The following is a 21,495-nucleotide window of genomic DNA, read 5'->3' on the forward strand; positions in this document are numbered from 1 at the left end:
CAAATGCATATGAAAGACTGACCTATTATTTGGGCAAGGTGCTTGCGAAATGCGCGAATTTCGTGCGGGCCTTGCTTCGACCGAGAAAGCTGCCACCTATGGCGGAGTGAAAATGGAGAATATGGCATGGCAGTCACCCGAGAGATGATCGAACAGGCCCTGCGCCAGCTGGCCCTGCCGGATGGTGGCGACCTGATCAGCCGCGACATGGTGCGCGCCCTGACCCTTTCGGAGGGCGCCGTGCGATTCGTGATCGAGGCCCCCAGCCCCGAGATCGCGCGCCAGATGGAGCCGCTGCGTGCCGCCGCCGAACAGATTGTGGCCCGCATTCCGGGCGTCGACAGCGTCAGTGTCGCGCTGACCGCCCATGGTCCGGCGGAAAAGCCGCCTGCGCCCAGCCTCAAGATCGGGGGGCATCCGACGCCGCAGGCGGGGCCCACGAAACCCTCGGGCGTGGACAGGATCCTGGCCATCGGGTCGGGCAAGGGCGGGGTGGGAAAATCCACCGTGTCATCGAACCTTGCCGTGGCGCTGGCCCGGCAGGGGCGGCGCGTGGGGCTGCTGGATGCCGATATCTATGGGCCCAGCCAGCCGCGCATGATGGGCGTCAACAAGCGGCCCGCCAGCCCGGATGGCAAGACGATCACGCCGCTGCATGCGCATGGCGTCACGATGATGTCGATCGGGTTGATGCTGGAGGCCGACAAGGCGGTGGTCTGGCGCGGTCCGATGCTGATGGGGGCGCTGCAGCAGATGCTGGGGCAGGTCGCCTGGGGTGAACTTGACGTGCTGCTGGTCGATCTGCCGCCGGGTACGGGCGATGTGCAGCTGACCCTGTGCCAGCGGACCCAACTGACCGGCGCCATTGTCGTGTCGACCCCGCAGGATGTGGCATTGCTGGATGCGCGCAAGGCCATCGACATGTTCAATACGCTCAAGACGCCCGTGCTGGGCCTGATCGAGAACATGTCGGTCTTCTGCTGCCCCAACTGCGGGCATGAGACGGCGATCTTCGGTCATGGCGGCGTGAAGGCCGAAGCCGACAAGATGGGCGTGCCGCTGCTGGCGGAGCTGCCGATCGACCTCGAGACGCGTCTGGCGGGGGATGGCGGCACGCCGATCGCCGCAGGCGAGACGGCGGCGGCGCAGACCTATGCCGCGCTGGCGCGTCGCCTGATCGACGGCGGGATGGCCTGATCCGTCGGATCCTGGATATTTGAGGCAAGAAGAAAGGCGCGCGGCGGATGTCGCGCGCCTTTTGACTGGTCAGGGCTTGCGGCGCGGCACGGCGTTGGGGCCGCGCGCGGCCCCGGTGCGGGGTTTACCGCCCTTGCCCGCGGGCAGGGGTTTGCCGCCCGGTCCCAGGCGCGCCGATGTATTGGCCGCGGCGTTGCGGGCAGGCTTGGCCGGGCCGTCGCCCGCGGGCTTGTCGCCCGATTTTTCCCAGGGCTTGCCGCCGGGCTTGCCGAATGGCTTGGCGCCCGGCTTGCCATAGGGCTTGTCACCCGGCTTTCCGCCCGGTTTGCCATAGGGCTTGTCGCCAGCCTTGCCTGCGGGTTTTCCGTAGGGCTTGTCACCCGGTTTGCCCGAGGGTTTGCCATAGGGCTTTGCGCCGGGCTTGCCTGCGGGCTTGTCGCTGCGTGGTTTGTCGCTGCGAGGCTTGGGGCTGTCGAAGCCGCGATGCACCTCGGGGTCCATCTCGCGCGGCTTGTCGCTGCGCGGTTTCGCCCCGTGGGATTTCATGCCTTCCGAACGGGCGGGTTTCGCGCCGTCGCGGGGCGCGCCGCCATGGGATTTGAAACCGGACGACTTGAAGCCTTCCGGCTTGGGGCCGGGCTTGAAGCCGGCGGGTTTCGCGGGGCGGGGGCGATCCTCGTCCGCGCGGGCGGGTTTCGGCTGGTGCGATTTGACGGCCGCGGACTTCGGCGCAGCCTCTGCGGGGGGCAGACGGTCCGGCACATCGGCCCAGGCTGCTGCCTCGGCCGGGGGCGGCGCGCGGCGTGCGGGCGCGGGACGCTCGGGACGTTCGGCGCGGTCTGCGCCGCGATGGGGTTTGCGCTCGCCACGGTCTTCACGCGGAGGCGGGGCAACGCGCGGCATCGAGGCGAGGTCAGGGGCGGTGTCCATCACCACGACCTTTGCGCCGCCATCCAGCGCCGCATCGGGGCCAAGCGCCTTGAGGAAACCGGGCAGCGCCTCGGCCAGCAGTTCGACATAGGTTTCATCGGCCTGCACGCGGATCGCGCCGATATCGTCGCGGGTGATGTCGCCCGCCTTGCAGAGCGTCGGCAGCAGCCAGCGCGCCTCGGCGCGTTCATTGGCGCCGACCGACAGGCGCAGCCATTTCGACGGCCCGAACGTCTTGCGCGGGGCGGCGTCGCGCTTGCGTTCCGGGCGGACATCGGGATCCGGCAGTTCCTCGGGTGCGGAATGTTTACTGTAGTAGAGGCGCAGGTAAGCGCCCGCGATCTGCTCAGGCGTATAGGTGGTCGTGATGCGCGCGACGAAATCCTCTTCGCCCTCGTTCAGCGGTTCCAGCCAGACCGGATCGTTGATCAGGCGTTCCTCATCCTTGGCGCGCACCTCGTCTGCCGATGGCGGCAGCGCCCATTCGGCGGTGATCTTGGCGAATTTCAGCAGCCGGTCCGCCTTGGCGCGGGTCTTGGGCGTGACCACCAGCGCCGAGACGCCCTTGCGCCCGGCGCGGCCCGTCCGGCCCGAGCGGTGCATCAGCGTTTCCGAATTGCTGGGCAGTTCGGCATGGATCACCAGTTCGAGGTTCGGCAGGTCGATGCCGCGCGCCGCCACGTCGGTGGCCACGCAGACGCGGGCGCGCCCGTCGCGCATCGCCTGCAGCGCATGGGTGCGTTCGGCCTGGCTGAGCTCGCCCGACAGGGCCACGACCGAAAAGCCGCGATTGGCGAAACGCGCGACCAGCCGCGATACGGTGGCGCGGGTGTTGCAGAAGACGATCGCATTCTGCGCCTCGTAGTAGCGCAGCAGGTTGATGATCGCGCCCTCGGTGCCGTCATAGGCTGCGGTCAGCGCGCGGTATTCGATATCGGCGTGCTGTGTCGCGCCCGTGGTGGTGGCGACGCGCACGGCATTGTCCTTGAGGTATGTCTTGGACAGTTCCGCGATGCCGCGCGGCACGGTGGCCGAAAACATCAGCGTGCGCCGCGTCTCGGGCGCTTCCGACAGGATGAATTCCAGATCGTCCTTGAAGCCCAGGTCCAGCATCTCGTCGGCCTCGTCCAGAACGACGGCGCGGATCTGGCCAAGGTCGATGGAGCCGCGCATGATATGGTCGCGCAAGCGGCCGGGTGTCGCCACCACGATATGCGCGCCACGGTCCAGCGCGCGACGCTCGTCCCGCATGTCCATGCCGCCCACGCAAGAGGCCATGACGACGCCCGCATCCTGATAGAGCCACTGGAATTCGCGTTTCACCTGCAATGCCAGTTCGCGCGTCGGCGCGATGATCAGCGCCAGGGGGGCTGCGGCGGGGGGCAGGACATGGCTTTCGCCCAGCAGGGTCGGTGCGATGGCCAGGCCAAAGCCCACGGTCTTGCCCGATCCGGTCTGCGCCGACACCAGCAGATCGGCCTCGACCAGGTCGGGGCGCATCATTTCGATCTGGACGGGGGTCAGCTCTGCATAGCCGCGCCGCTCCAGCGCGTCGGCCAGAGGTTTCGTGGTCGGGTAGGGCAGGGTCATGCAATCACTCGGGTCATTGGGCGCGGGCAGCGGGACGGGAGGTTCCGCGACCGGGGGCGCCCGTGTCATTGGTGGGGGAAGGGTTGGTCAAGCGCTGGGCCTTACTGCCTTCGATCAGGAATGTATAGCGCAATCGTGGCGCGGGCGACAGGACAAAGGGCGCTGTGCCCCCACGGCGCCGGGACACTGTGTCATGCCGTCGGCTCAAAGAGGTACGGCGCGTCATGGGAATTGATGGGACGGCATCTCGGCGCAAGGCCCGATGGGTGGGGTGACACCGCCATCAAAACGAATCACTTCATCGGGAATTTACGGATTTCCCGTTGAATCATCCGTGTTCTCGGGTGTTCTTGCCCCGGCAAACGCCCCTGCAGGCCGGGATTTTTGACCGTTCTGCGGATCGGACCAGAAAACTTTGGGAATTCATGGGCTGGTGTGCGGAATTGCCGGAACATCTAGATATTGTGCCTTGGTATCGAAAGGTCGCAACTTGATGTGGTCTTGCCCGGCAAAACTGAGCTAGATGTTGTTTTTCAAGGGCTTTGAGAACAAGATCATGTGGGTTTCGGCGCAAGATTTTAGTTGCGTACCATGATTTCCCATACTATCCATGGAAACACGATGAGGACGGGATAAATAAGGGGCACCCAAGACCCCGAACCAAATCCCAAGTCAGGTTTCATACAGGCCCCGCTTTCATCGAACCAAGAGATCCGGCGCGCGAGCGAGCAGACATCCCCCCAGGTGGCGCGCGCAGTCGGACACCCCGCTAGGCGGGACGAGGGCGGCGGATTGGGCAGTGGCAGCAGCTCAATCCGCCGTTTTCCGTTCAAAGGGCAGATTTTTTCCGGGGGGACAGGTCAGAGGGATCACGGGACAGTGGTTCGCAGGTTCAGAGGCGAGAGCCAGCACAAGGTTGATGGAAAGGGGCGGGTGTCTATCCCGGCCCTGTTTCGTCGTGTGCTGGAGGCTGGCGATCCGAACTGGACCGAAGGGCTGAACCCCGAGCTGGTCATCGTCTATGGCGATCACCGCCGCAAGTTCCTGGAATGCTACACGATGGAGGCGATAGCCGAGGTCGACGCCAAGATCGCCGCGCTGCCGCGTGGCGGCATGCAGCGCAAGATGCTGGAGCGGATGTTCCACGGGCAATCCTACCCCACCTCGGTCGACGAGACCGGTCGCATCGTGCTGCCCGCCAAGCTGCGCGCCAAGATCGGGATCGAGGACGAGGCGTTCTTCATCGCCGCAGGCGATACTTTCCAGATATGGAAGCCCGAAACCTACGAGACCGAAGAACTGGCCCGCGCCGAGGCCTGGCTTGACGAGTTGCCCGAGGATTTCGATCCGCTCATCTATCTGGATAATGCGAAAGGGGATTGAGCCATGGCCGCTGCCGCGCCAACCCCGTCCGATGCCCCCCATATCCCCGTTCTGTTGCGTCCGCTGCTGAAGGCGGTGGCCCCTGTCACGGGGGTCTGGCTGGATGGCACCTTTGGTGCCGGTGGCTATACGCGCGGCCTGCTTGAGGCGGGGGCGGACAAGGTGATCGCGGTGGATCGCGATCCGCTGGCCTTCCGGATGGCCGCCGATTGGGCCGGGGCTTACGGCGACCGGATCGAGATGGTCGAGGGTGTGTTTTCGCGCATGGACGACTATGCGCAGGATCTGGACGGTGTGGTGCTGGATCTTGGGGTCTCGTCGATGCAGCTGGACATGGCCGAGCGGGGCTTTTCCTTCATGAAGGACGGCCCGCTGGACATGCGCATGAGCCAGTCCGGCCCTTCCGCCGCCGATATCGTGAATACGGCCGATGAGGGCGTGATCGCCGATATCCTGTTTCACTATGGCGAGGAACGCGCCAGCCGCCGCATCGCGCGTGCGATCCTCAAGGCGCGGGCCGAGGCACCGATCACCACCACGCTGCAACTGGCCGGCCTGATCGAGAAATGCCTGCCGCGCGCCAAGCCGGGGCAATCGCATCCCGCGACCCGCAGTTTCCAGGCGCTGCGCATTGCCGTGAACGATGAATACCGCGAATTGGCGAATGGTCTGGCCGCCGCCGAACGCGCGCTCAAGCCCGGTGGCAAGCTGGCTGTCGTGACCTTTCATTCGATCGAGGACCGGATGGTCAAGCGCTTCTTGCAGGCCCGCAGCGGCACTGCCGGGCGCGCCAACCGCTATGCCCCGCAGGAGGCTGAAACCGACGCGCAATTTACCCAGACCACGCGCAAGGCCATCGGCCCCGATGATCAGGAACTGGCCGAAAACCCGCGTTCGCGCAGCGCCAAGCTGCGCGTGGCGATCCGTACCGATGCCCCCGCAGGGGCCACCGACCCCGCCGCGCTGGGCATGCCGATGATCAAGGGAGAGTTCTGAGATGCGTTCCGTCCTGTTCGTGCTGACGGCCTGTGCCGTGATCGGGTTGGCCTTCTGGGCCTACCGCGAGAATTACCGCACCCAGCAGGCCCTGGACGTGACCGAACAATTGCAGCGCGAAATCCGCGACTCGCGGGCGCGCCTGTCGGTGCTGCGCGCCGAATGGGCCTATCTGAACCGGCCCGAACGGCTGCGTGACCTTGCGGATCTGAACTTTGACAGCCTCGGCCTGATGCCGATGGCCCCCGAACAGTTCGGGCGGATCGACCAGGTGGCCTTTCCCATCGCCGAGGAAGGTTTCCTGCCGATCACCGATCCGATCGAAGTGTCCAGCATGGAGGCTCGGCCATGATCCGCACACCGCTGCGCCCTCTGGCCCGCGTTCTTGAAGCCCGCGCCAAGGGGGAAAACCCCGACGCGATCGAGCGCGAGAACCTGCGCCTGCGCCACGAGGAAATGCGCGACCGTGCCCGCAGCCGCGCCGAAGGGCGCTTGCTGGTGCTGGGTGTGCTGTTCGTCTGCGCCTTCACGATGGTGGGGGCGCGCATGGGCCTTCTGGCTGCCTCCGAGCCGTCAGAGCCGCGCGCCAGTGCCGCCGGCGCCGAGATCGAGGCGCTGCGCGCCGATATCGTCGACCGGCAGGGCCGGGTGCTGGCCACGAACCTTGAAACCTATTCGCTTTATGCCCAGCCGCCGCAGATGATCGACCCCGAACATGCCGCGACCGAGCTTGCGCGCATCTTCCCCGATCTGGACCGCGACAGGCTGATCCAGGATTTCACCGGCAGTCGCAAGTTCCTGTGGATCAAGCGCCGCCTCAGCCCCGAACAGCGTCAGGCCGTGCATGACATCGGCGATCCCGGTCTTTTGTTCGGGCCGCGCGACATGCGGCTTTATCCCAATGGCCGGCTGGCCGCGCATGTGCTGGGCGGGGCCGGTTTCGGCCGCGAGGGTGTGCATGCCGCCGAGGTGATCGGCGTGGCGGGCGTCGAGCGGCAGTTCGACGAGCAGCTGCGCGATCCCGCGCGGGCCAGCAAGCCGCTGGAATTGTCGCTGGACCTGACGATCCAGGCGGCCACCGAAGAGGTGCTGTTGGGCGGCATGCGCCTGCTGAACGCCAAGGGTGCGGCCGCCGTGCTGATGGATGTGCACACGGGCGAGGTGATCTCGATCGCCTCATTGCCCGATTTCGACCCCAACGACCGCCCCGCACCGCCCACGCAGGGCCGCCCCGATGACAGCCCGCTCTTCAACCGTGTGGTGCAGGGGGTCTATGAGCTGGGCTCGACCTTCAAGATCTTCACCGTCGCCCAGGCGCTGGAACTGGGGATGGTCACGCCCGACACGATCATCAACACCAAGTCCCCGATGACATGGGGCCGCCACCGGATCAGCGATTTCCGCAACTATGGCCCGGAACTGACCGTGTCCAAGGTGATCGAGAAATCCTCGAACGTGGGCACCGCGCGCATCGCGATCGAGATCGGCGCAGAGCGTCAGCGCGATTTCCTGGGCCAGCTTGGCCTGCTGGAGACCACAAAGTTCGAGATGGTCGAGGCCCGCGGCGGCCGTCCGCTGCTGCCGCCGCGCTGGTCGGAACTGTCGACGATGACCATTTCCTACGGTCACGGCATCTCGGCCACGCCGCTGCACCTGGCTGCGGCCTATGCCACGATGGTAAATGGCGGCACTCGAGTGGAACCCACGCTGCTTAAACAGGACGGGCCGCAATTCGGGGCGCGCGTCATCTCGGAAAAGACCTCGGAACAGCTGCGCCGCATGCTGCGCCTGACGGTCAGCCAGGGCACCGCCAGCTTTGGCGAGGTGCCGGGCTATGCGGTGGGCGGCAAGACCGGCAGCGCCGACAAGCCGCGCATCGACGGGCGCGGTTACGAGACGGACAAGGTTCTGGCGACCTTTGCCGCGACCTTTCCCGCGCATGATCCCAAGTATGTGCTGATCGTGACCCTGGACGAGGCGGTCGAGACATCGGGCTCCGAGCCGCGCCGCACCGCTGGCTGGACCGCCGTGCCCGTCGCCGCCGAGGTGATCCGCCGCGTGGCCCCCTTGCTGGGCCTGCGCCCCGAGATTGAACCGGCCGAATTGACTGGTATAACGCTGACATCAAACTGAGACGCGACGCGCAGGGGTATCGGGTGGGGCAGGCAAAATCATTGGCGCAGCTTGGCCTGACCGCCAAATCCGGGCGCGATGCGCAGATCACGGGCCTGGCCGTGGATAGCCGCGAGGTGCGCGCGGGCACCCTTTTCGCGGCCCTTCCGGGCACACGCGTGCATGGCGCGTCCTTCATTCCGACGGCGCTGGCGCAGGGCGCGACCGCCATCCTGACCGATGCGGAAGGCGCGCGTCTGGCCGCCGATACGCTGGCGGCTTCCGATGCGGCGCTGGTCGTGGTCGAGGACCCGCGCCAAGCGCTGGCCTGCGCCGCGGCCCTGTGGTTCGGGGCGCAGCCCGCCACGATGGTGGCCGTGACCGGCACCAACGGCAAGACATCCGTGGCGACCTTCACCCGCCAGATCTGGGAGGAGATGGACCTTGCCGCCGTGAACCTCGGCACCACCGGGGTCGAGGGCGCGTATGAAGCCCCGCTGCGCCATACCACGCCCGAGCCGATCACCCTGCACCGCGTTCTGGCGCAGGCCGCCGCCGCGGGCGTGACCCATGCGGCGATGGAGGCCTCAAGCCATGGTCTGGCCCAGCGGCGTCTTGACGGGGTGCATCTGCGGGCTGCGGGCTTTACCAACCTGACCCAGGATCATCTGGATTATCACGCTGATTTTGCAGACTATTTCAATGCAAAGGCGGGGCTTTTCGCCCGTGTCCTCGGGGTGGATGGCACGGCGGTGATCAATGTCGATGACAGTCGCGGCATGGATATGGCCAATGTGGCGCGCACCCGCGGGCAGGAGGTCATCACCGTGGGCCGCCGCGACGGGGCCGATCTACAACTGGTCTCGCAACGCTTCGATGCCACGGGGCAGACGATCCTGTGCCGGTTTCGCGGAAAAACCTACAGCGCCGACCTTGCGCTTCTGGGCGGATTTCAGGCCGAGAATGTGCTTGTCGCGGTGGGGCTGGTCATCGCCTGCGGGGCCGATCCCGACCGGGTGTTCGAGACGCTGCCGCATATGGGCACGGTGCGCGGGCGGATGCAGCTTGCGGCCACGCGCACCAATGGGGCGGCGGTCTTTGTCGATTACGCCCATACGCCTGATGCGGTGGCCACGGCCCTCAGGGCGATGCGCCCGCATGTGATGGGCCGGCTGATCGCCATCGTCGGCGCGGGCGGCGATCGCGACACCACCAAGCGGCCCCTGATGGGGGCAGCGGCGGCGGCGCATGCCGATGCGGTGATCGTGACCGATGACAATCCGCGCTCCGAGGATCCGGCGGCCATTCGCGCGGCGGTTCTGTCCGGCATCCCCGAGGATGCGCGCGCCCATGTGCAGGAGGTCGGCGACCGGGCCGAGGCGATCCTGCGCGGGGTCGCGGCCCTTGGTCCGGGCGATGCGCTGCTGATCGCGGGCAAGGGGCATGAGACCGGGCAGACCGTGGGCGACATGGTGCTGCCCTTCGACGATGTGGAACAGGCCAGCATGGCGGTGGCCGCCCTGGACGGGAGGCTGGCATGACCCTGTGGACCGCAGCCGAGGCGGTGGCCGCCACAGGTGGCAAGACCACGGGCGACTGGCAGGCGGGTGGCGTGTCCATCGACACGCGCACGATCCGGCCCGGCGATCTGTTCGTGGCGCTCAAGGCGGCGCGGGACGGGCATGATTTCGTGGCGCAGGCGCTGGCCAAGGGGGCAGCGGCGGCACTGGTCACGCACCGGCCCGATGATGTGGCTGAAGATGCGCCGCTGCTGATCGTGCCGGACGTGCTGCGCGCGCTGGAGGATCTGGGCCGCGCGGCGCGGGCGCGCACCAGGGCGCGGGTGATCGCCGTGACCGGATCGGTCGGCAAGACCTCGACCAAGGAGATGCTGCGCTGCGTGCTGTCAGGGCAGGGGCGCACCCATGCGGCCGAGGCCAGCTACAACAACCATTGGGGTGTGCCGCTGACGCTGGCGCGGATGCCCGTCGATACCGAATTCGCGGTGATCGAGATCGGCATGAACCATCCCGGCGAGATCGCGCCGCTGGCGCAGATGGCCTGGCCCCATGTGGCAATGGTGACCATCGTGGCCGCCGCCCATCTCGAGGCTTTCGAGAATATTGAGGGTATCGCCCATGAGAAAGCCTCGATCCTGACCGGGCTGGAGCCGGGGGGCGTCGCGGTTCTGAACGGGGATCTGGACACCTCGGGGATCCTGCTGGACTGGGCCAGACGCCACGCCGCGCGCACCATCACCTTTGGCGAGGCGCCGCGCGTGCATCACCGCGTGACCGACATCACGCTGCGCGACCAGACCAGCGTGGTGCATGGCCGCGCCTGGCGTCGCCCGGTCCTGTTCAAGGTGCAGGCGCCGGGGCGGCATTTCGCGGTGAATGGCATGGGCGTTCTGGCCGTGGCCCATGCGCTGGGTCTTGATCCGGTGATGGCAGCCAATGACCTTGGCCAGTGGGAGCCGCCCGCAGGGCGCGGCACGCGCGAACGCTACATGCTGGATCCGCTGAGCGATGATCTTTACTTCGACCTGATCGACGATGCCTTCAACGCCAATCCCACCTCGATGGCGGCCTCGCTCGAGGTGCTGGCCGCCGCGGCACCCCGCGACGGTCTGGGCCGTGTGCGGCAGGGCCGGCGCATCGCCGTGCTGGGCGACATGCTGGAACTGGGCGAGGACGAGGCCGTGATGCACAAAGGGCTGGCCGATCTGCCCTCCATGGCCAAGCTGTCGCTGATCCATTGCGTCGGCCCGCGCATGCGCCACCTGTGGGAGGCACTGCCGCAGGCCAAGCGTGGCGAATGGGCCGAAACCGCCGACACGCTGGCCGCGCGCGCCCACCGTCTGGTCGATGCGGGGGATATCCTGCTGGTGAAAGGGTCCAAGGGCAGCAAGGTCAGCCTGGTGGTTGACGCGCTGCGCAAACTGGGCCATCCCGCGCCGCAAGCAGACAAGGGAACAGAGTAATGTTGTATTGGTTGACCGCGCTGTCGGACGGGGGGGATTTCTTCAACCTCTTTCGGTATATCACCTTCCGGGCCGGCGGGGCCTTCATGACCGCGCTGATCTTCGGCTTCCTGTTTGGACGGCCGCTGATCAATGTGCTCAGGCGCCGGCAGGGCAAGGGTCAGCCGATCCGCGAGGACGGACCGCAGGGCCATTTCGTCAAGGCGGGTACGCCCACCATGGGTGGCTTGCTGATCGTGGGCGCGCTCTTGACCTCGACACTTCTCTGGGCGCGGCTGGACAACCCGTTCGTCTGGATCGTGCTCTTCGTCACCATGTCCTTTGCCGCCATCGGCTTTGCGGATGATTACGCCAAGGTGTCCAAGCAGAACACGCGCGGCGTGCCGGGCAAGGTGCGCATGGCGCTGGGCCTGCTGGTCGCGGCCATCGCGGGATATTGGGCGGCGCAGTACCATCCCGAGGCGCTGACCAACAAGCTGGCCTTTCCGGTCTTCAAGGAAACGCTGCTGAACCTGGGGTTCCTCTTCGTGCCTTTCGCGATGATCGTGATCGTGGGCGCGGCCAATGCGGTGAATCTGACCGACGGTCTGGACGGGCTTGCCATCATGCCGGTGATGATCGCATCCGGCACGCTGGGCGTGATTGCCTATGCGGTGGGGCGCGTCGATTTCACCGAATACCTGGATGTGCATTATGTCCCCGGCACCGGCGAAATCCTTGTCTTCGTGGCCGGTCTGATTGGCGGGGGCCTCGGCTTTTTGTGGTATAACGCACCGCCCGCGGCGGTGTTCATGGGCGACACGGGCTCGCTTGCGCTGGGCGGCGCGCTGGGCGCGATCGCGGTATCCACCAAGCACGAGATCGTGCTGGCCATCGTCGGCGGCCTTTTCGTGGTCGAGGCCTTGAGCGTGATCATCCAGGTGCTCTACTTCAAGCGCACCGGCAAGCGCGTGTTCCTGATGGCCCCGATCCATCACCACTACGAGAAAAAGGGCTGGGCGGAATCGACCATCGTGATCCGCTTCTGGATCATCTCGCTGATCCTGGCGATGATCGGTCTGGCCACGCTGAAAGTGCGCTGATGGGCGCAGCCGGTGGCCCTGTCGGTGACGGGGGCGCCTTGGCGGCGGGCATCGGACCGATCACGGTATCAGTGCTGCGGTCGACATTGGAAAAACGGGGCGCTGCGGCGCAAGAGAAGGAACGCAGGTCATGATTCCGGTGCGCGGACATGAGGGGCAGAAACTGGCCGTGCTGGGCCTTGGCCGGTCGGGGCTGGCCACGGCGCGCAGCCTTGCGGCGGGTGGGGCGGAACCGATCTGCTGGGATGACAACGCCAGCGCCCGCGACAAGGCCGAGGCCGAGGGTTTCACGATCCGCGACCTGTCCCGAGCGGGCGCCTTCGACGATATCGCCAGCCTGATCGTCAGCCCCGGCATTCCGCATCTTTATCCCGAACCCAACCGGGTGATCCGCGCCGCCTACGAGGCGGGCGTGCCGGTGGACAACGATATCGGGCTCTTCTTCCGCTCGCTGGCCGTGGCGGAATGGGATGATTTCGACACCGCGCCGCGTGTCGTGGCGATCACCGGGTCGAACGGGAAATCCACGACCTCGGCGCTGATCCACCACATTCTGGAACAGGCGGGCCGCGAGGCGCAACTTGCGGGCAATATCGGGCGCGGGGTGCTGGATATCGACCCGCCGGGTGACGGGGGCGTGGTGGTTCTGGAACTGTCCAGTTACCAGACCGATCTGGCCCGCGCGCTGACGCCGGATGTGGCGGTGTTCACCAATCTCAGCCCCGATCATCTGGACCGGCATGCCGGGATGGGCGGCTATTTCGCGGCCAAGCGCCGGCTTTTCGCGGAAGGCGGGCCGGACCGGGCGGTGATCGGCGTGGATGAGGTCGAAGGTCTTTATCTGGCCGATCAGCTGTCCGAAGGGCCCGCCGACGACCGCGTGATCCGTGTCTCTGCCGCGCGCAAGCTGTCGGGGCCGGGCTGGGTCGTCTTTGCGCGCAAGGGGTTTCTGGCCGAATGGCGCAAGGGCAAGCAGGTGGCGGCCATCGACCTGCGCCCCATGCAGGGCTTGCCCGGCGCGCATAATCACCAGAACGCCTGCGCGGCCTATGCCGCCTGCCGCACGCTGGGCCTTGCGCCGCGGGTGATCGAGGCTGGTCTGGCCAGCTACCCCGGCCTGCCGCATCGCAGCCAGACCATCGCCGAGGCAGGTGGCGTGCGTTATGTCAACGACAGCAAGGCCACCAATGTGGACAGCGCCGCCAAGGCGCTGGCGGCCTTTGACAAGGTGCGCTGGATCTGTGGCGGGCTGGAGAAAGAGGGCGGGCTGGACGGCTTGCGCGCCTCGCTCGGGTCCGTGGTCAAGGCCTATGTGATCGGGCGCGAGGCGGCGGGTTTCGCGCTGCAACTTCCCGAGATCGCGACGGAAGTCTGCACCACGATGGAGGCGGCCGTCGCCCGCGCCATGGCCGAGGCCGAGCCGGGCGAGGTGGTGCTGCTGGCCCCGGCGGCGGCCAGTTTCGACCAATACGACAACTTCGAGAAACGCGGCGAGGATTTCGCGGCACGGGTCAAGGCGGCGTTGAAGGGGTAAGCTCGTGCCCCCGCGCGGAGCCAAGCTGCGTAGCACCGCCGCGCGATCGCCGACCCGCCCCCCGGGGCGGCGATTTGGTTGCCAGATTGCGCAGGATTGCCGTTCGAAGACAGGGCAACCATAAACCGCCCCGAACAAGCCTCGCATCGCCACCCCGCGTGTCGGCGATCGCGCGGGCTTACCCCCGCGCCGCGATATCCCGGCCTGCGGCGACGGCGCTGGACCAGGCCCATTGGAAATTGTAGCCGCCCAGCCAGCCTGTCACATCCACGGCCTCGCCGATGAAATAGAGGCCCGGCACGGTCTTGGATATCATGCTCTGCGAGGACAGGCCGTCGGTATCGACCCCGCCCAGCGTCACCTCGGCGGTGCGGTAGCCCTCGGATCCGGTGGGGGTCAGCGCCCATCCGGTCAGCCGGTTGGCCAGCGCGCGCAGCTTGGCGTCGTTCTGATCGGCCAGATTGCCCGCCAAGGCCCATTCCGTGGCCAGGTGATCGGCCAGCCTGCCCGGCAGCATCTGCGCCAGCACCGTCTGCATCTGCCGTTTGCCCGATGCCTGCCGCTGGGTGCGCAGGACCTCATAGGGGTCTGCCCCCGGCATCAGGTTGACGGTGATGCTGTCCCCCTCGACCCAGTAGCTGGAGATCTGCAGGATCGCGGGGCCTGACAGGCCGCGATGGGTGAAGAGCATCGCCTCGGCAAAGCTGGTCTGGCCGCAGGCGGCGGTCACCGGTGTCGCGACACCCGCCAGCGGCGCGAAACGCTCGGGCTGGAAGGTCAGCGGCACAAGGGCGGGGCGCGTGTCGGTCACCGCATGGCCGAACTGGCGCGCGATGTCATAGGCCAGGCCCGTCGCGCCCATCTTGGGGATCGACTTGCCGCCCGTCGCTACGATCAGGTTGGCGGCCTCTACCACGACCTGCCGCCCGTCGCGTTCCAGCGTCACGGCAAAGCCCTTGCCGCTTTGCGCGACCGATAGCACCGCGGTGGACAGCCACAGATCGGCGCCTGCCGCCTTCATCTCGGCCAGCAGCATCGCCACGATATCCTTGGCCGAGCGGTCGCAGAACAGCTGCCCCAGCGTCTTTTCATGCCAGGCGATGCCGTGGCGCGCGACAAGATCCAGGAAATCCCACTGGGTATAGCGTTTCAGCGCGGATTTGCAGAAATGCGGGTTGCGGCTGATGAAATTGGCGGGGCTTGCGTGCATGTTGGTGAAGTTGCATCGCCCCCCGCCCGAAATACGGATCTTTTCGCCAGGTGCCTTGGCGTGATCCACGACAAGGACCCGCCCGCCCGCATGGGCGGCGGCCATCAGCCCCGCGGCCCCGCCACCAAGGATCAGCGTGTCAACCTTCATGGACGGGCAGGTGGCGCGAATTGCCCGTCAAGGCAAGGGGATAAGGCTTTCATTGCGGATATTTTCGCGCTACACTCAGCGTTAGACCCCGGAAAGGGGCGATGTTCGAGGCAGTGTACGGCGGTAATCCATGACAGAGATGGTCTATGGCTCGGTTCCGGTCAGGAACGCGGAGCCTGTTCTTCCCAAATGGTGGCGCACCATCGACCGCTGGTCGATGTCCTGCATCCTGATGCTGTTCGGGATCGGGTTGCTGCTGGGTTTTGCCGCTTCGCCGCCGCTGGCCTCGAAGAACGGTCTGGCGCCCTTCCACTATGTCGAACGTCAGGCGATGTTCGGCGGTCTGGCGCTGGCCGCGATGTTCCTGACCTCGATGATGTCGCCGCTGCTGGTGCGCCGGCTTGCCGTCATCGGCTTTCTGGTCGCCTTCATCTCGCTGATCGGGTTGCCCTTCTTCGGCACCGATTTCGGCAAGGGCGCGATGCGGTGGTATTCGCTGGGTTTTGCCAGCGTGCAGCCTTCCGAATTCCTCAAGCCCGGTTTCATCGTCGTCGCCGCGTGGATGCTGGCCGCCGGACAAGAGATCAACGGCCCTCCGGGGCGGCTGTGGTCGCTGATGCTGGCCGCGGCCATCGTGCTGCTTCTGGCGTTTCAGCCCGATTTCGGGCAGGCCGCGCTGATCCTGTTCGGCTGGGGCGTGATGTATTTCGTGGCCGGCGCGCCGATGGTGCTGCTGGTGGCCATTGCCGGGCTTGTCGTGCTGGGCGGCACCTTCGCCTATGAGAATTCCGAGCATTTCGCCCGCCGCATCGACGGGTTCCTGACCCCCGAGGTCGATCCGCGCACGCAGCTTGGCTATGCCACGAACGCGATCCAGGAGGGCGGATTCTTCGGCGTCGGCGTTGGCGGTGGCGAGGTGAAATGGTCGCTGCCCGATGCGCATACCGATTTCATCATCGCGGTCGCGGCCGAGGAATACGGCCTGATCCTGGTGCTGTGCATCATCGCGCTTTACGCCAGCGTGGTCGTGCGCTCGCTTCTGCGGCTGATGCGTGAACGCGATCCCTTCATCCGCCTGGCAGGCACCGGCCTTGCCTGCATGTTCGGCGTGCAGGCGCTGATCAACATGGGCGTGGCGGTGCGGCTGCTGCCGGCCAAGGGCATGACGCTGCCCTTCGTCAGCTATGGCGGATCCTCGCTGATCGCGGGGGGTATTGCCGTGGGCATGCTGCTGGCCTTCACCCGCACCCGTCCGCAGGGCGAGATCGGAGACATCCTGAGGGGGCGGATCAGATGAACCGCGACGCGCCCCTTCTGGTCATCGCGGCGGGCGGCACCGGCGGGCACATGTTCCCGGCCCAGTCCCTGGCCGAGGTGATGCTGCGGCGCGGATGGCGCGTGAAGCTGAGCACGGACGCGCGCGGCGCGCGCTACACGGGCGGCTTTCCCCATTCCGTCGAGGTCGAACAGATCGCCAGCGCCACTTTCGCGCGCGGCGGCATCCTGGCCAAGACCATGGTGCCCTTCCGCGTGCTGGGCGGCGTTCTGGGCGCGGTCTGGCGGATGCGGGGCGATCGGCCCGCGGCGGTGGTGGGTTTCGGCGGATACCCTGCGATTCCGGCCGTGGCGGCGGCGACGCTTCTGCGGTTGCCGCGCATGATCCATGAACAGAACGGCGTGCTGGGCCGGGTGAACCGGCTGTTCGCGCCGCGCGTCCACAAGGTCGCCTGCGGGACATGGCCTACCGACCTGCCCGCCGGGGTCGAAGGCGTGGACGTGGGCAACCCGGTGCGCGCCGCCGTGCTGGAACGGGCCGGGGCCGGTTACATCGCGCCCGGCGATTATCCCATGTCGCTTCTGGTGATCGGCGGCAGCCAGGGCGCGCGCATCCTGTCGGATGTCGTGCCCGCGGCGGTGGCGGCCCTGCCGGATGCGGTGCGCCGGAACCTGCGCGTCAGCCACCAGGCCCGCGCCGAGGATGTCGCGCGGGTCGAACAGGCCTATGCCGAGGCCGGTATCAGTGCCGAGGTCAAACCCTTCTTCCAGGACGTGCCCCGCCGGATCAGCGAGGCGCAGCTGGTGATCAGCCGTGCCGGTGCATCCAGCGTGGCCGACCTCAGCGTGATCGGGCGCCCCTCGATCCTGATCCCCTTCGCCGCGGCGACCGCCGATCACCAGACCGCCAATGCGCGCGGGCTGGTCGCGGCCGGTGCCGCGATCCTGATCCCCGAAAGCCGGCTGGACACCCAGGTTCTGGCCGAACAGATGATGCTGGTGCTGGACAATCCGCAAGGCGCCGAGGATATGGCCCGCGCGGCGCTGTCCTGCGCGCGGCCCGATGCGGCGCAGACCCTGGCCGACATGGTCGAGGCGCTGGCCGAGGCCCACAAGACCCCGAAAGGCGCAAGATGAACGCGGCAACCAAACTTCCCGGCGACGTAGGTCCCATCCATTTCGTGGGCATCGGCGGCATCGGCATGTCCGGCATCGCCGAGGTGCTGCTGAACCATGGCTATAAGGTGCAGGGCTCGGACCAGAAGACCACCAAGATCACCGACCGGCTGGCGGGTCTGGGCGCCACGATCTTCGAGGGGCAGGCGGCGGAAAATCTGGTGGGAGCGCAGGTCGTCGTCATCTCGAGCGCGATCAAGCCGGGCAATCCCGAACTGGATGAGGCGCGCCTCATGGGCCTGCCGGTCGTGCGGCGGGCCGAAATGCTGGCCGAGCTGATGCGGCTGAAATCCAACATTGCCATCGCGGGCACCCATGGCAAGACCACGACCACCACGATGGTGGCCGAGGTGCTGGTTGCCGGTGGCATCGACCCCACGGTGGTCAATGGCGGGATCATCCACGCCTATGGCTCGAATGCGCGGATGGGGCAGGGCGAGTGGATGGTGGTCGAGGCCGACGAGAGCGACGGCACCTTCAACCGGCTGCCCGCGACCATCGCCATCGTCACCAATATCGACCCTGAACACATGGAGCACTGGGGCGATTTCGAACGGCTGAAACAGGGGTTCCTTGATTTCGTCTCGAACATCCCGTTCTACGGCGTCGCCGTATGCTGCACCGATCATCCCGAAGTGCGCAGCCTTGTGGGGCGCATCACCGACCGGCGCGTGATCACCTATGGCTTCAACGCCCAGGCCGATGTGCGCGCGCTGAACCTGCGCTACGAGGCGGGGGTTGCGCATTTCGACATCGCCCTGCAGGCCGAGGATATCGTGATCGAGGGCTGCACCCTGCCGATGCCCGGCGATCACAACGTGTCGAACGCCTTGGCGGCGGTGGCCGTGGCGCGGCACCTTGGCATGAAGGGCGAAGGGATCCGCGGTGCGCTGGCGGCCTTCGGCGGCGTCAACCGGCGCTTCACCAAGGTGGGCGAAGTGGGCGGCGTGACCATCATCGACGATTACGGCCACCACCCGGTCGAGATCGCGGCCGTGCTGAAAGCCGCGCGCCAGGCCACGCAGGGCCGCGTGATCGCGGTGCATCAGCCGCATCGCTACACGCGCCTGTCCGCGCTGTTCGAGGATTTCTGCGGCTGTTTCAACGAGGCCGATGTCGTGGCCATCGCCGAGGTCTATGCGGCGGGCGAGGCGCCCATCGCGGGCGCCAGCCGCGATGACCTGGTGGCCGGGCTGATCCGGCACGGGCATCGCCACGCGCGGGCGGTAACGGATGAGGATGACCTGCTGCGCCTTGTGCGCGAACAGGCGCGGCCCGGCGACATGGTGGTCTGCCTGGGCGCGGGTACGATCAGCGCCTGGGCGAACAACCTGCCCGCGCGGCTGCAGGGCTGAGCGGGTGCGCCCGGTCCGCGCCGGCTGGTTCGCGCGGATGGGTTGCGTGATGGATATTTGGAGCAAGAAGAAACAGCGGGCGTGCTGCAGGAGGGCAAGCCATGGCTGACACCCTCAAGCGACGGATCGGGCCCGGCCTTCTGACCGCCTATGGCGTCGGCATCATGGTGGGCGCGGGCATCTATGTGCTGACCGGCGCCGCCGCCGGGGCGGCCGGTGTCTGGGCGCCGCTGTCCTTCGCGCTGGCGGCCATCGTCGCGGTGCCGACCGCGCTGAGCTTTGCCGAACTGGCGGCGCGCATTCCCGAGGCGGCGGGGGATTCATCCTATGTGGAGGTGGGGCTGCGCCGGCACTGGCTGGCCGTGGCGGTGGGGGCGGTCAATGTGATCGCGGGTGTCGTGGCGGCGGCGGCGGTCTTGCGTGGCGGCGTGGGCTATCTGACGTCGATCGTCGATGTGCCCTTCGCGCTGGGTGTCTTCGGGCTGGGGGCGGCGATGACGCTGATCGCGCTGGTGGGGGTGCTGGAAAGCCTGGCCTTTGCCGCCGTGATGACCGTGATCGAGGTGATCGGCCTCACGCTGGTGATCGGGGCGGGCTTTGCCGCGGCCCCTGTCGCGGAATGGTCCGCCCCGCCCGCGCCGGAATGGTCGGGCGTGGCTGCGGCGACGATCTTCGCCTTTTTCGCCTTCATCGGTTTTGACGACATGGTCAATATCGCCGAGGAGACCCGCGCGCCCGGACGCACCATGCCGCGGGCGATCCTGGGGGCGCTGGCGATCACGGGGCTTTTGTACATGCTGGTGTCACTGGCCGCCGTCAGGGCCGTGCCGCGCGACGTGCTGGGCGCCTCGGAACGTCCTCTTGCGCTGGTCTGGGAGGCGGGGGCCGGAACATCGGCGGCCTTCCTTGCGGCCATCGCGGTGGCCGCGGCGCTGAACGGGGTGCTGGCGCAGATCGTGATGGCGGCGCGGGTGCTGTTCGGCCTGGGCAAACGCTCGCCCGGGTTCGCGGTCTTTCGCGCGGCGCATCCGCGTTTCGGCACGCCCGTTCTGGGCACGGTCGTGATCGGCATGGCGGTTACGGCCTCGGCGCTGACCCTGCCGGTGGCGGTGCTGGCCGAGATCACCACCCAGGCCTTGCTGATCGTCTTCGCCATCGTCAATGCCGCGCTGATCGGGTTGAAACGCCGGGTGGCGGAGGGGCCTTTCGTGGTGCCCATGGCCGTGCCGGTGCTGGGGGTTCTGACCTGCGTGCTGACCCTCATGGCCTCTTTCGTGGAGGTGGCGCCATGAGCCTGTCGTTGGTTCTTGCCTGTCTCTGGGCCCTTGCGGCCAACATGGCCGCGATGATCCCCGCGCGCGACAATCACTGGCGGCGCGCCTTTGTGCTGATCGGCTTGGGTATTCCCCTTCTGGGCTATGTGACCTATGAGAACGGGCCTGTCATCGGCCTTTTGGTCATGATGGCGGGCATGAGCATGCTGCGCTGGCCGGTCATCTATCTTGGCCGCTGGATGCGCCGCCGGATGGAGAAGTGAGATGGCCCGACCCGACCGGATCGAGGGGCTGCGCGGCAGCCTGAGCGCAGGCAAGCCGCTGTCGGACCTGACATGGCTGCGTGTGGGCGGTCCGGCCGACTGGATCTACCAGCCAGCCGACACCGATGACCTGGCGCATTTCCTCGCGCAGCTCGATACCGATGTCGCGGTTTTTCCCATGGGCGTCGGCAGCAACCTGATCGTGCGCGATGGCGGGCTGCGCGCGGTGGTGATCCGCCTGGGGCGCGGCTTCAACGGGATCGAGATCGCGCAGGGTCGCGTCATCGCGGGGGCGGCGGCGCTGGATGCCCATGTGGCGCGGCGTGCGGCCGAGGCCGGGCTTGACCTGACCTTCCTGCGCACCATCCCTGGCAGCATCGGCGGCGCGGTGCGGATGAACGCGGGCTGCTACGGCGCTTACGTGGCCGATGTGCTGGTCGGGGTCGAGGCGGTGACCCGCGAGGGGCGCATCGTCACGCTGGACCGCGCGGCCTTGCAGCTGTCCTACCGGCAAAGCGTCCTGCCCGAGGGCTGGGTGCTGACCCGTGCCACATTCGCGGCGCCGTCGGGCGATCCCGCCGCCCTGGCCGCGCGGATGGACGACCAGATCGCGCGCCGCGACGCAAGCCAGCCCACGAAGGACCGCAGCGCCGGCAGCACCTTCCGCAACCCGGCCGGATTTTCCAGCACGGGCCGCGCCGATGACGTGCATGACCTGAAGGCCTGGAAGCTGATCGAGGACGCGGGCCTGCGCGGCGCGCGGCTGGGCGGCGCACAGATGAGCGAGATGCACGCCAATTTCCTGATCAACGCCGGGGGCGCCAGTGCCGCCGATCTGGAAAACCTTGGCGAATTGGTGCGAAAAAAGGTTTACGATTTAACCGGGATCACGCTAGAGTGGGAAATCATGAGGGTCGGCGAAACGACCCCTGCGAGCGGTTGACAGGCACTATCACACATAAGGGTCACTGACCCCTGAACAAAA

General features: G+C 67.1%; 17 protein-coding genes. 15 read left to right on the forward strand and 2 right to left on the reverse strand.

Going from position 1 to position 21,495, the window contains the following annotated elements; translation table 11 throughout:
• Positions 1–126 precede the first annotated feature (126 nt).
• A complete protein-coding gene (locus ACMUJL_RS18595) occupies positions 127–1,197 on the forward strand; it encodes an Mrp/NBP35 family ATP-binding protein (protein WP_068286804.1) in 1,071 nt (356 codons plus the stop codon).
• Between the two features lie 69 nt (positions 1,198–1,266).
• On the opposite strand, the gene ACMUJL_RS18600 is transcribed toward ACMUJL_RS18595, so the two are convergent.
• Positions 1,267–3,717: a DEAD/DEAH box helicase gene (locus tag ACMUJL_RS18600; protein WP_375571816.1), complete on the reverse strand. Its 2,451-nt coding sequence runs from the start codon at positions 3,715–3,717 to the stop codon at positions 1,267–1,269.
• A gap of 879 nt (positions 3,718–4,596) precedes the next feature.
• Between ACMUJL_RS18600 and mraZ the strand changes: the two genes are divergently transcribed.
• The 8 genes from mraZ to murD all read left to right on the forward strand — a co-directional run bounded on the left by mraZ (position 4,597) and on the right by murD (position 13,807).
• Positions 4,597–5,100, forward strand: a complete 504-nt coding sequence (mraZ, locus tag ACMUJL_RS18605) for a division/cell wall cluster transcriptional repressor MraZ (protein ID WP_082896157.1) — start codon at positions 4,597–4,599, stop codon at positions 5,098–5,100.
• Positions 5,101–5,103: 3 nt separating this feature from the next.
• The gene (gene rsmH, locus ACMUJL_RS18610) at positions 5,104–6,096 is read left to right on the forward strand and encodes a 16S rRNA (cytosine(1402)-N(4))-methyltransferase RsmH (RefSeq protein ID WP_375571813.1); all 993 of its coding nucleotides are present in this window, start codon (positions 5,104–5,106) and stop codon (positions 6,094–6,096) included.
• 1 nt (position 6,097) lies between these two features.
• The gene (gene ftsL / locus ACMUJL_RS18615; RefSeq protein WP_068286795.1) at positions 6,098–6,448 is read left to right on the forward strand and encodes a cell division protein FtsL; all 351 of its coding nucleotides are present in this window, start codon (positions 6,098–6,100) and stop codon (positions 6,446–6,448) included.
• Positions 6,445–8,229: a peptidoglycan D,D-transpeptidase FtsI family protein gene (locus ACMUJL_RS18620; RefSeq protein WP_375571811.1), complete on the forward strand. Its 1,785-nt coding sequence runs from the start codon at positions 6,445–6,447 to the stop codon at positions 8,227–8,229. The genes ftsL and ACMUJL_RS18620 overlap by 4 nt, the downstream gene beginning before the upstream one ends.
• Positions 8,230–8,252: 23 nt before the next feature.
• Positions 8,253–9,749 carry a UDP-N-acetylmuramoyl-L-alanyl-D-glutamate--2,6-diaminopimelate ligase gene (locus ACMUJL_RS18625; RefSeq protein ID WP_375571809.1) on the forward strand — a complete coding sequence of 499 codons (1,497 nt, stop codon included), beginning with the start codon at positions 8,253–8,255 and terminating at the stop codon, positions 9,747–9,749.
• Positions 9,746–11,191, forward strand: a complete 1,446-nt coding sequence (locus ACMUJL_RS18630; protein ID WP_375571807.1) for a UDP-N-acetylmuramoyl-tripeptide--D-alanyl-D-alanine ligase — start codon at positions 9,746–9,748, stop codon at positions 11,189–11,191. Before ACMUJL_RS18625 ends, ACMUJL_RS18630 begins: the two co-directional genes overlap by 4 nt.
• The gene (gene mraY / locus ACMUJL_RS18635; RefSeq protein WP_068286788.1) at positions 11,191–12,273 is read left to right on the forward strand and encodes a phospho-N-acetylmuramoyl-pentapeptide-transferase; all 1,083 of its coding nucleotides are present in this window, start codon (positions 11,191–11,193) and stop codon (positions 12,271–12,273) included. Before ACMUJL_RS18630 ends, mraY begins: the two co-directional genes overlap by 1 nt.
• A 130-nt stretch (positions 12,274–12,403) precedes the next feature.
• Complete coding sequence (murD, locus tag ACMUJL_RS18640; protein WP_068286784.1) at positions 12,404–13,807, forward strand: UDP-N-acetylmuramoyl-L-alanine--D-glutamate ligase; 1,404 nt, start codon at positions 12,404–12,406, stop codon at positions 13,805–13,807.
• 178 nt (positions 13,808–13,985) lie between these two features.
• On the opposite strand, the gene ACMUJL_RS18645 is transcribed toward murD, so the two are convergent.
• Entirely contained in the window at positions 13,986–15,167 is a 1,182-nt protein-coding gene (locus tag ACMUJL_RS18645; RefSeq protein WP_375571804.1) for an NAD(P)/FAD-dependent oxidoreductase, read from the reverse strand.
• A gap of 130 nt (positions 15,168–15,297) precedes the next feature.
• Between ACMUJL_RS18645 and ftsW the strand changes: the two genes are divergently transcribed.
• From ftsW to murB, 6 genes are all read left to right on the forward strand, one after another.
• Positions 15,298–16,464 (forward strand): putative lipid II flippase FtsW, encoded by a 1,167-nt coding sequence (gene ftsW, locus ACMUJL_RS18650; protein ID WP_068286778.1) that lies wholly within the window; start codon positions 15,298–15,300, stop codon positions 16,462–16,464.
• Complete coding sequence (locus ACMUJL_RS18655; protein ID WP_068286775.1) at positions 16,461–17,579, forward strand: UDP-N-acetylglucosamine--N-acetylmuramyl-(pentapeptide) pyrophosphoryl-undecaprenol N-acetylglucosamine transferase; 1,119 nt, start codon at positions 16,461–16,463, stop codon at positions 17,577–17,579. Before ftsW ends, ACMUJL_RS18655 begins: the two co-directional genes overlap by 4 nt.
• Positions 17,576–18,973 (forward strand): UDP-N-acetylmuramate--L-alanine ligase, encoded by a 1,398-nt coding sequence (gene murC, locus ACMUJL_RS18660; protein ID WP_375571801.1) that lies wholly within the window; start codon positions 17,576–17,578, stop codon positions 18,971–18,973. The genes ACMUJL_RS18655 and murC overlap by 4 nt, the downstream gene beginning before the upstream one ends.
• A gap of 101 nt (positions 18,974–19,074) precedes the next feature.
• The gene (locus ACMUJL_RS18665) at positions 19,075–20,265 is read left to right on the forward strand and encodes an APC family permease (RefSeq protein WP_375571799.1); all 1,191 of its coding nucleotides are present in this window, start codon (positions 19,075–19,077) and stop codon (positions 20,263–20,265) included.
• Complete coding sequence (locus ACMUJL_RS18670; protein ID WP_068286767.1) at positions 20,262–20,510, forward strand: DUF2484 family protein; 249 nt, start codon at positions 20,262–20,264, stop codon at positions 20,508–20,510. Before ACMUJL_RS18665 ends, ACMUJL_RS18670 begins: the two co-directional genes overlap by 4 nt.
• Position 20,511: 1 nt before the next feature.
• On the forward strand, positions 20,512–21,453 hold the full coding sequence (murB, locus tag ACMUJL_RS18675; protein WP_375571797.1) for a UDP-N-acetylmuramate dehydrogenase: 942 nt from the start codon (positions 20,512–20,514) through the stop codon (positions 21,451–21,453).
• The last annotated feature ends 42 nt before the right edge of the window (positions 21,454–21,495 follow it).

Source organism: Seohaeicola sp. (genome assembly GCF_048006315.1).
Lineage (GTDB): Bacteria > Pseudomonadota > Alphaproteobacteria > Rhodobacterales > Rhodobacteraceae > Seohaeicola.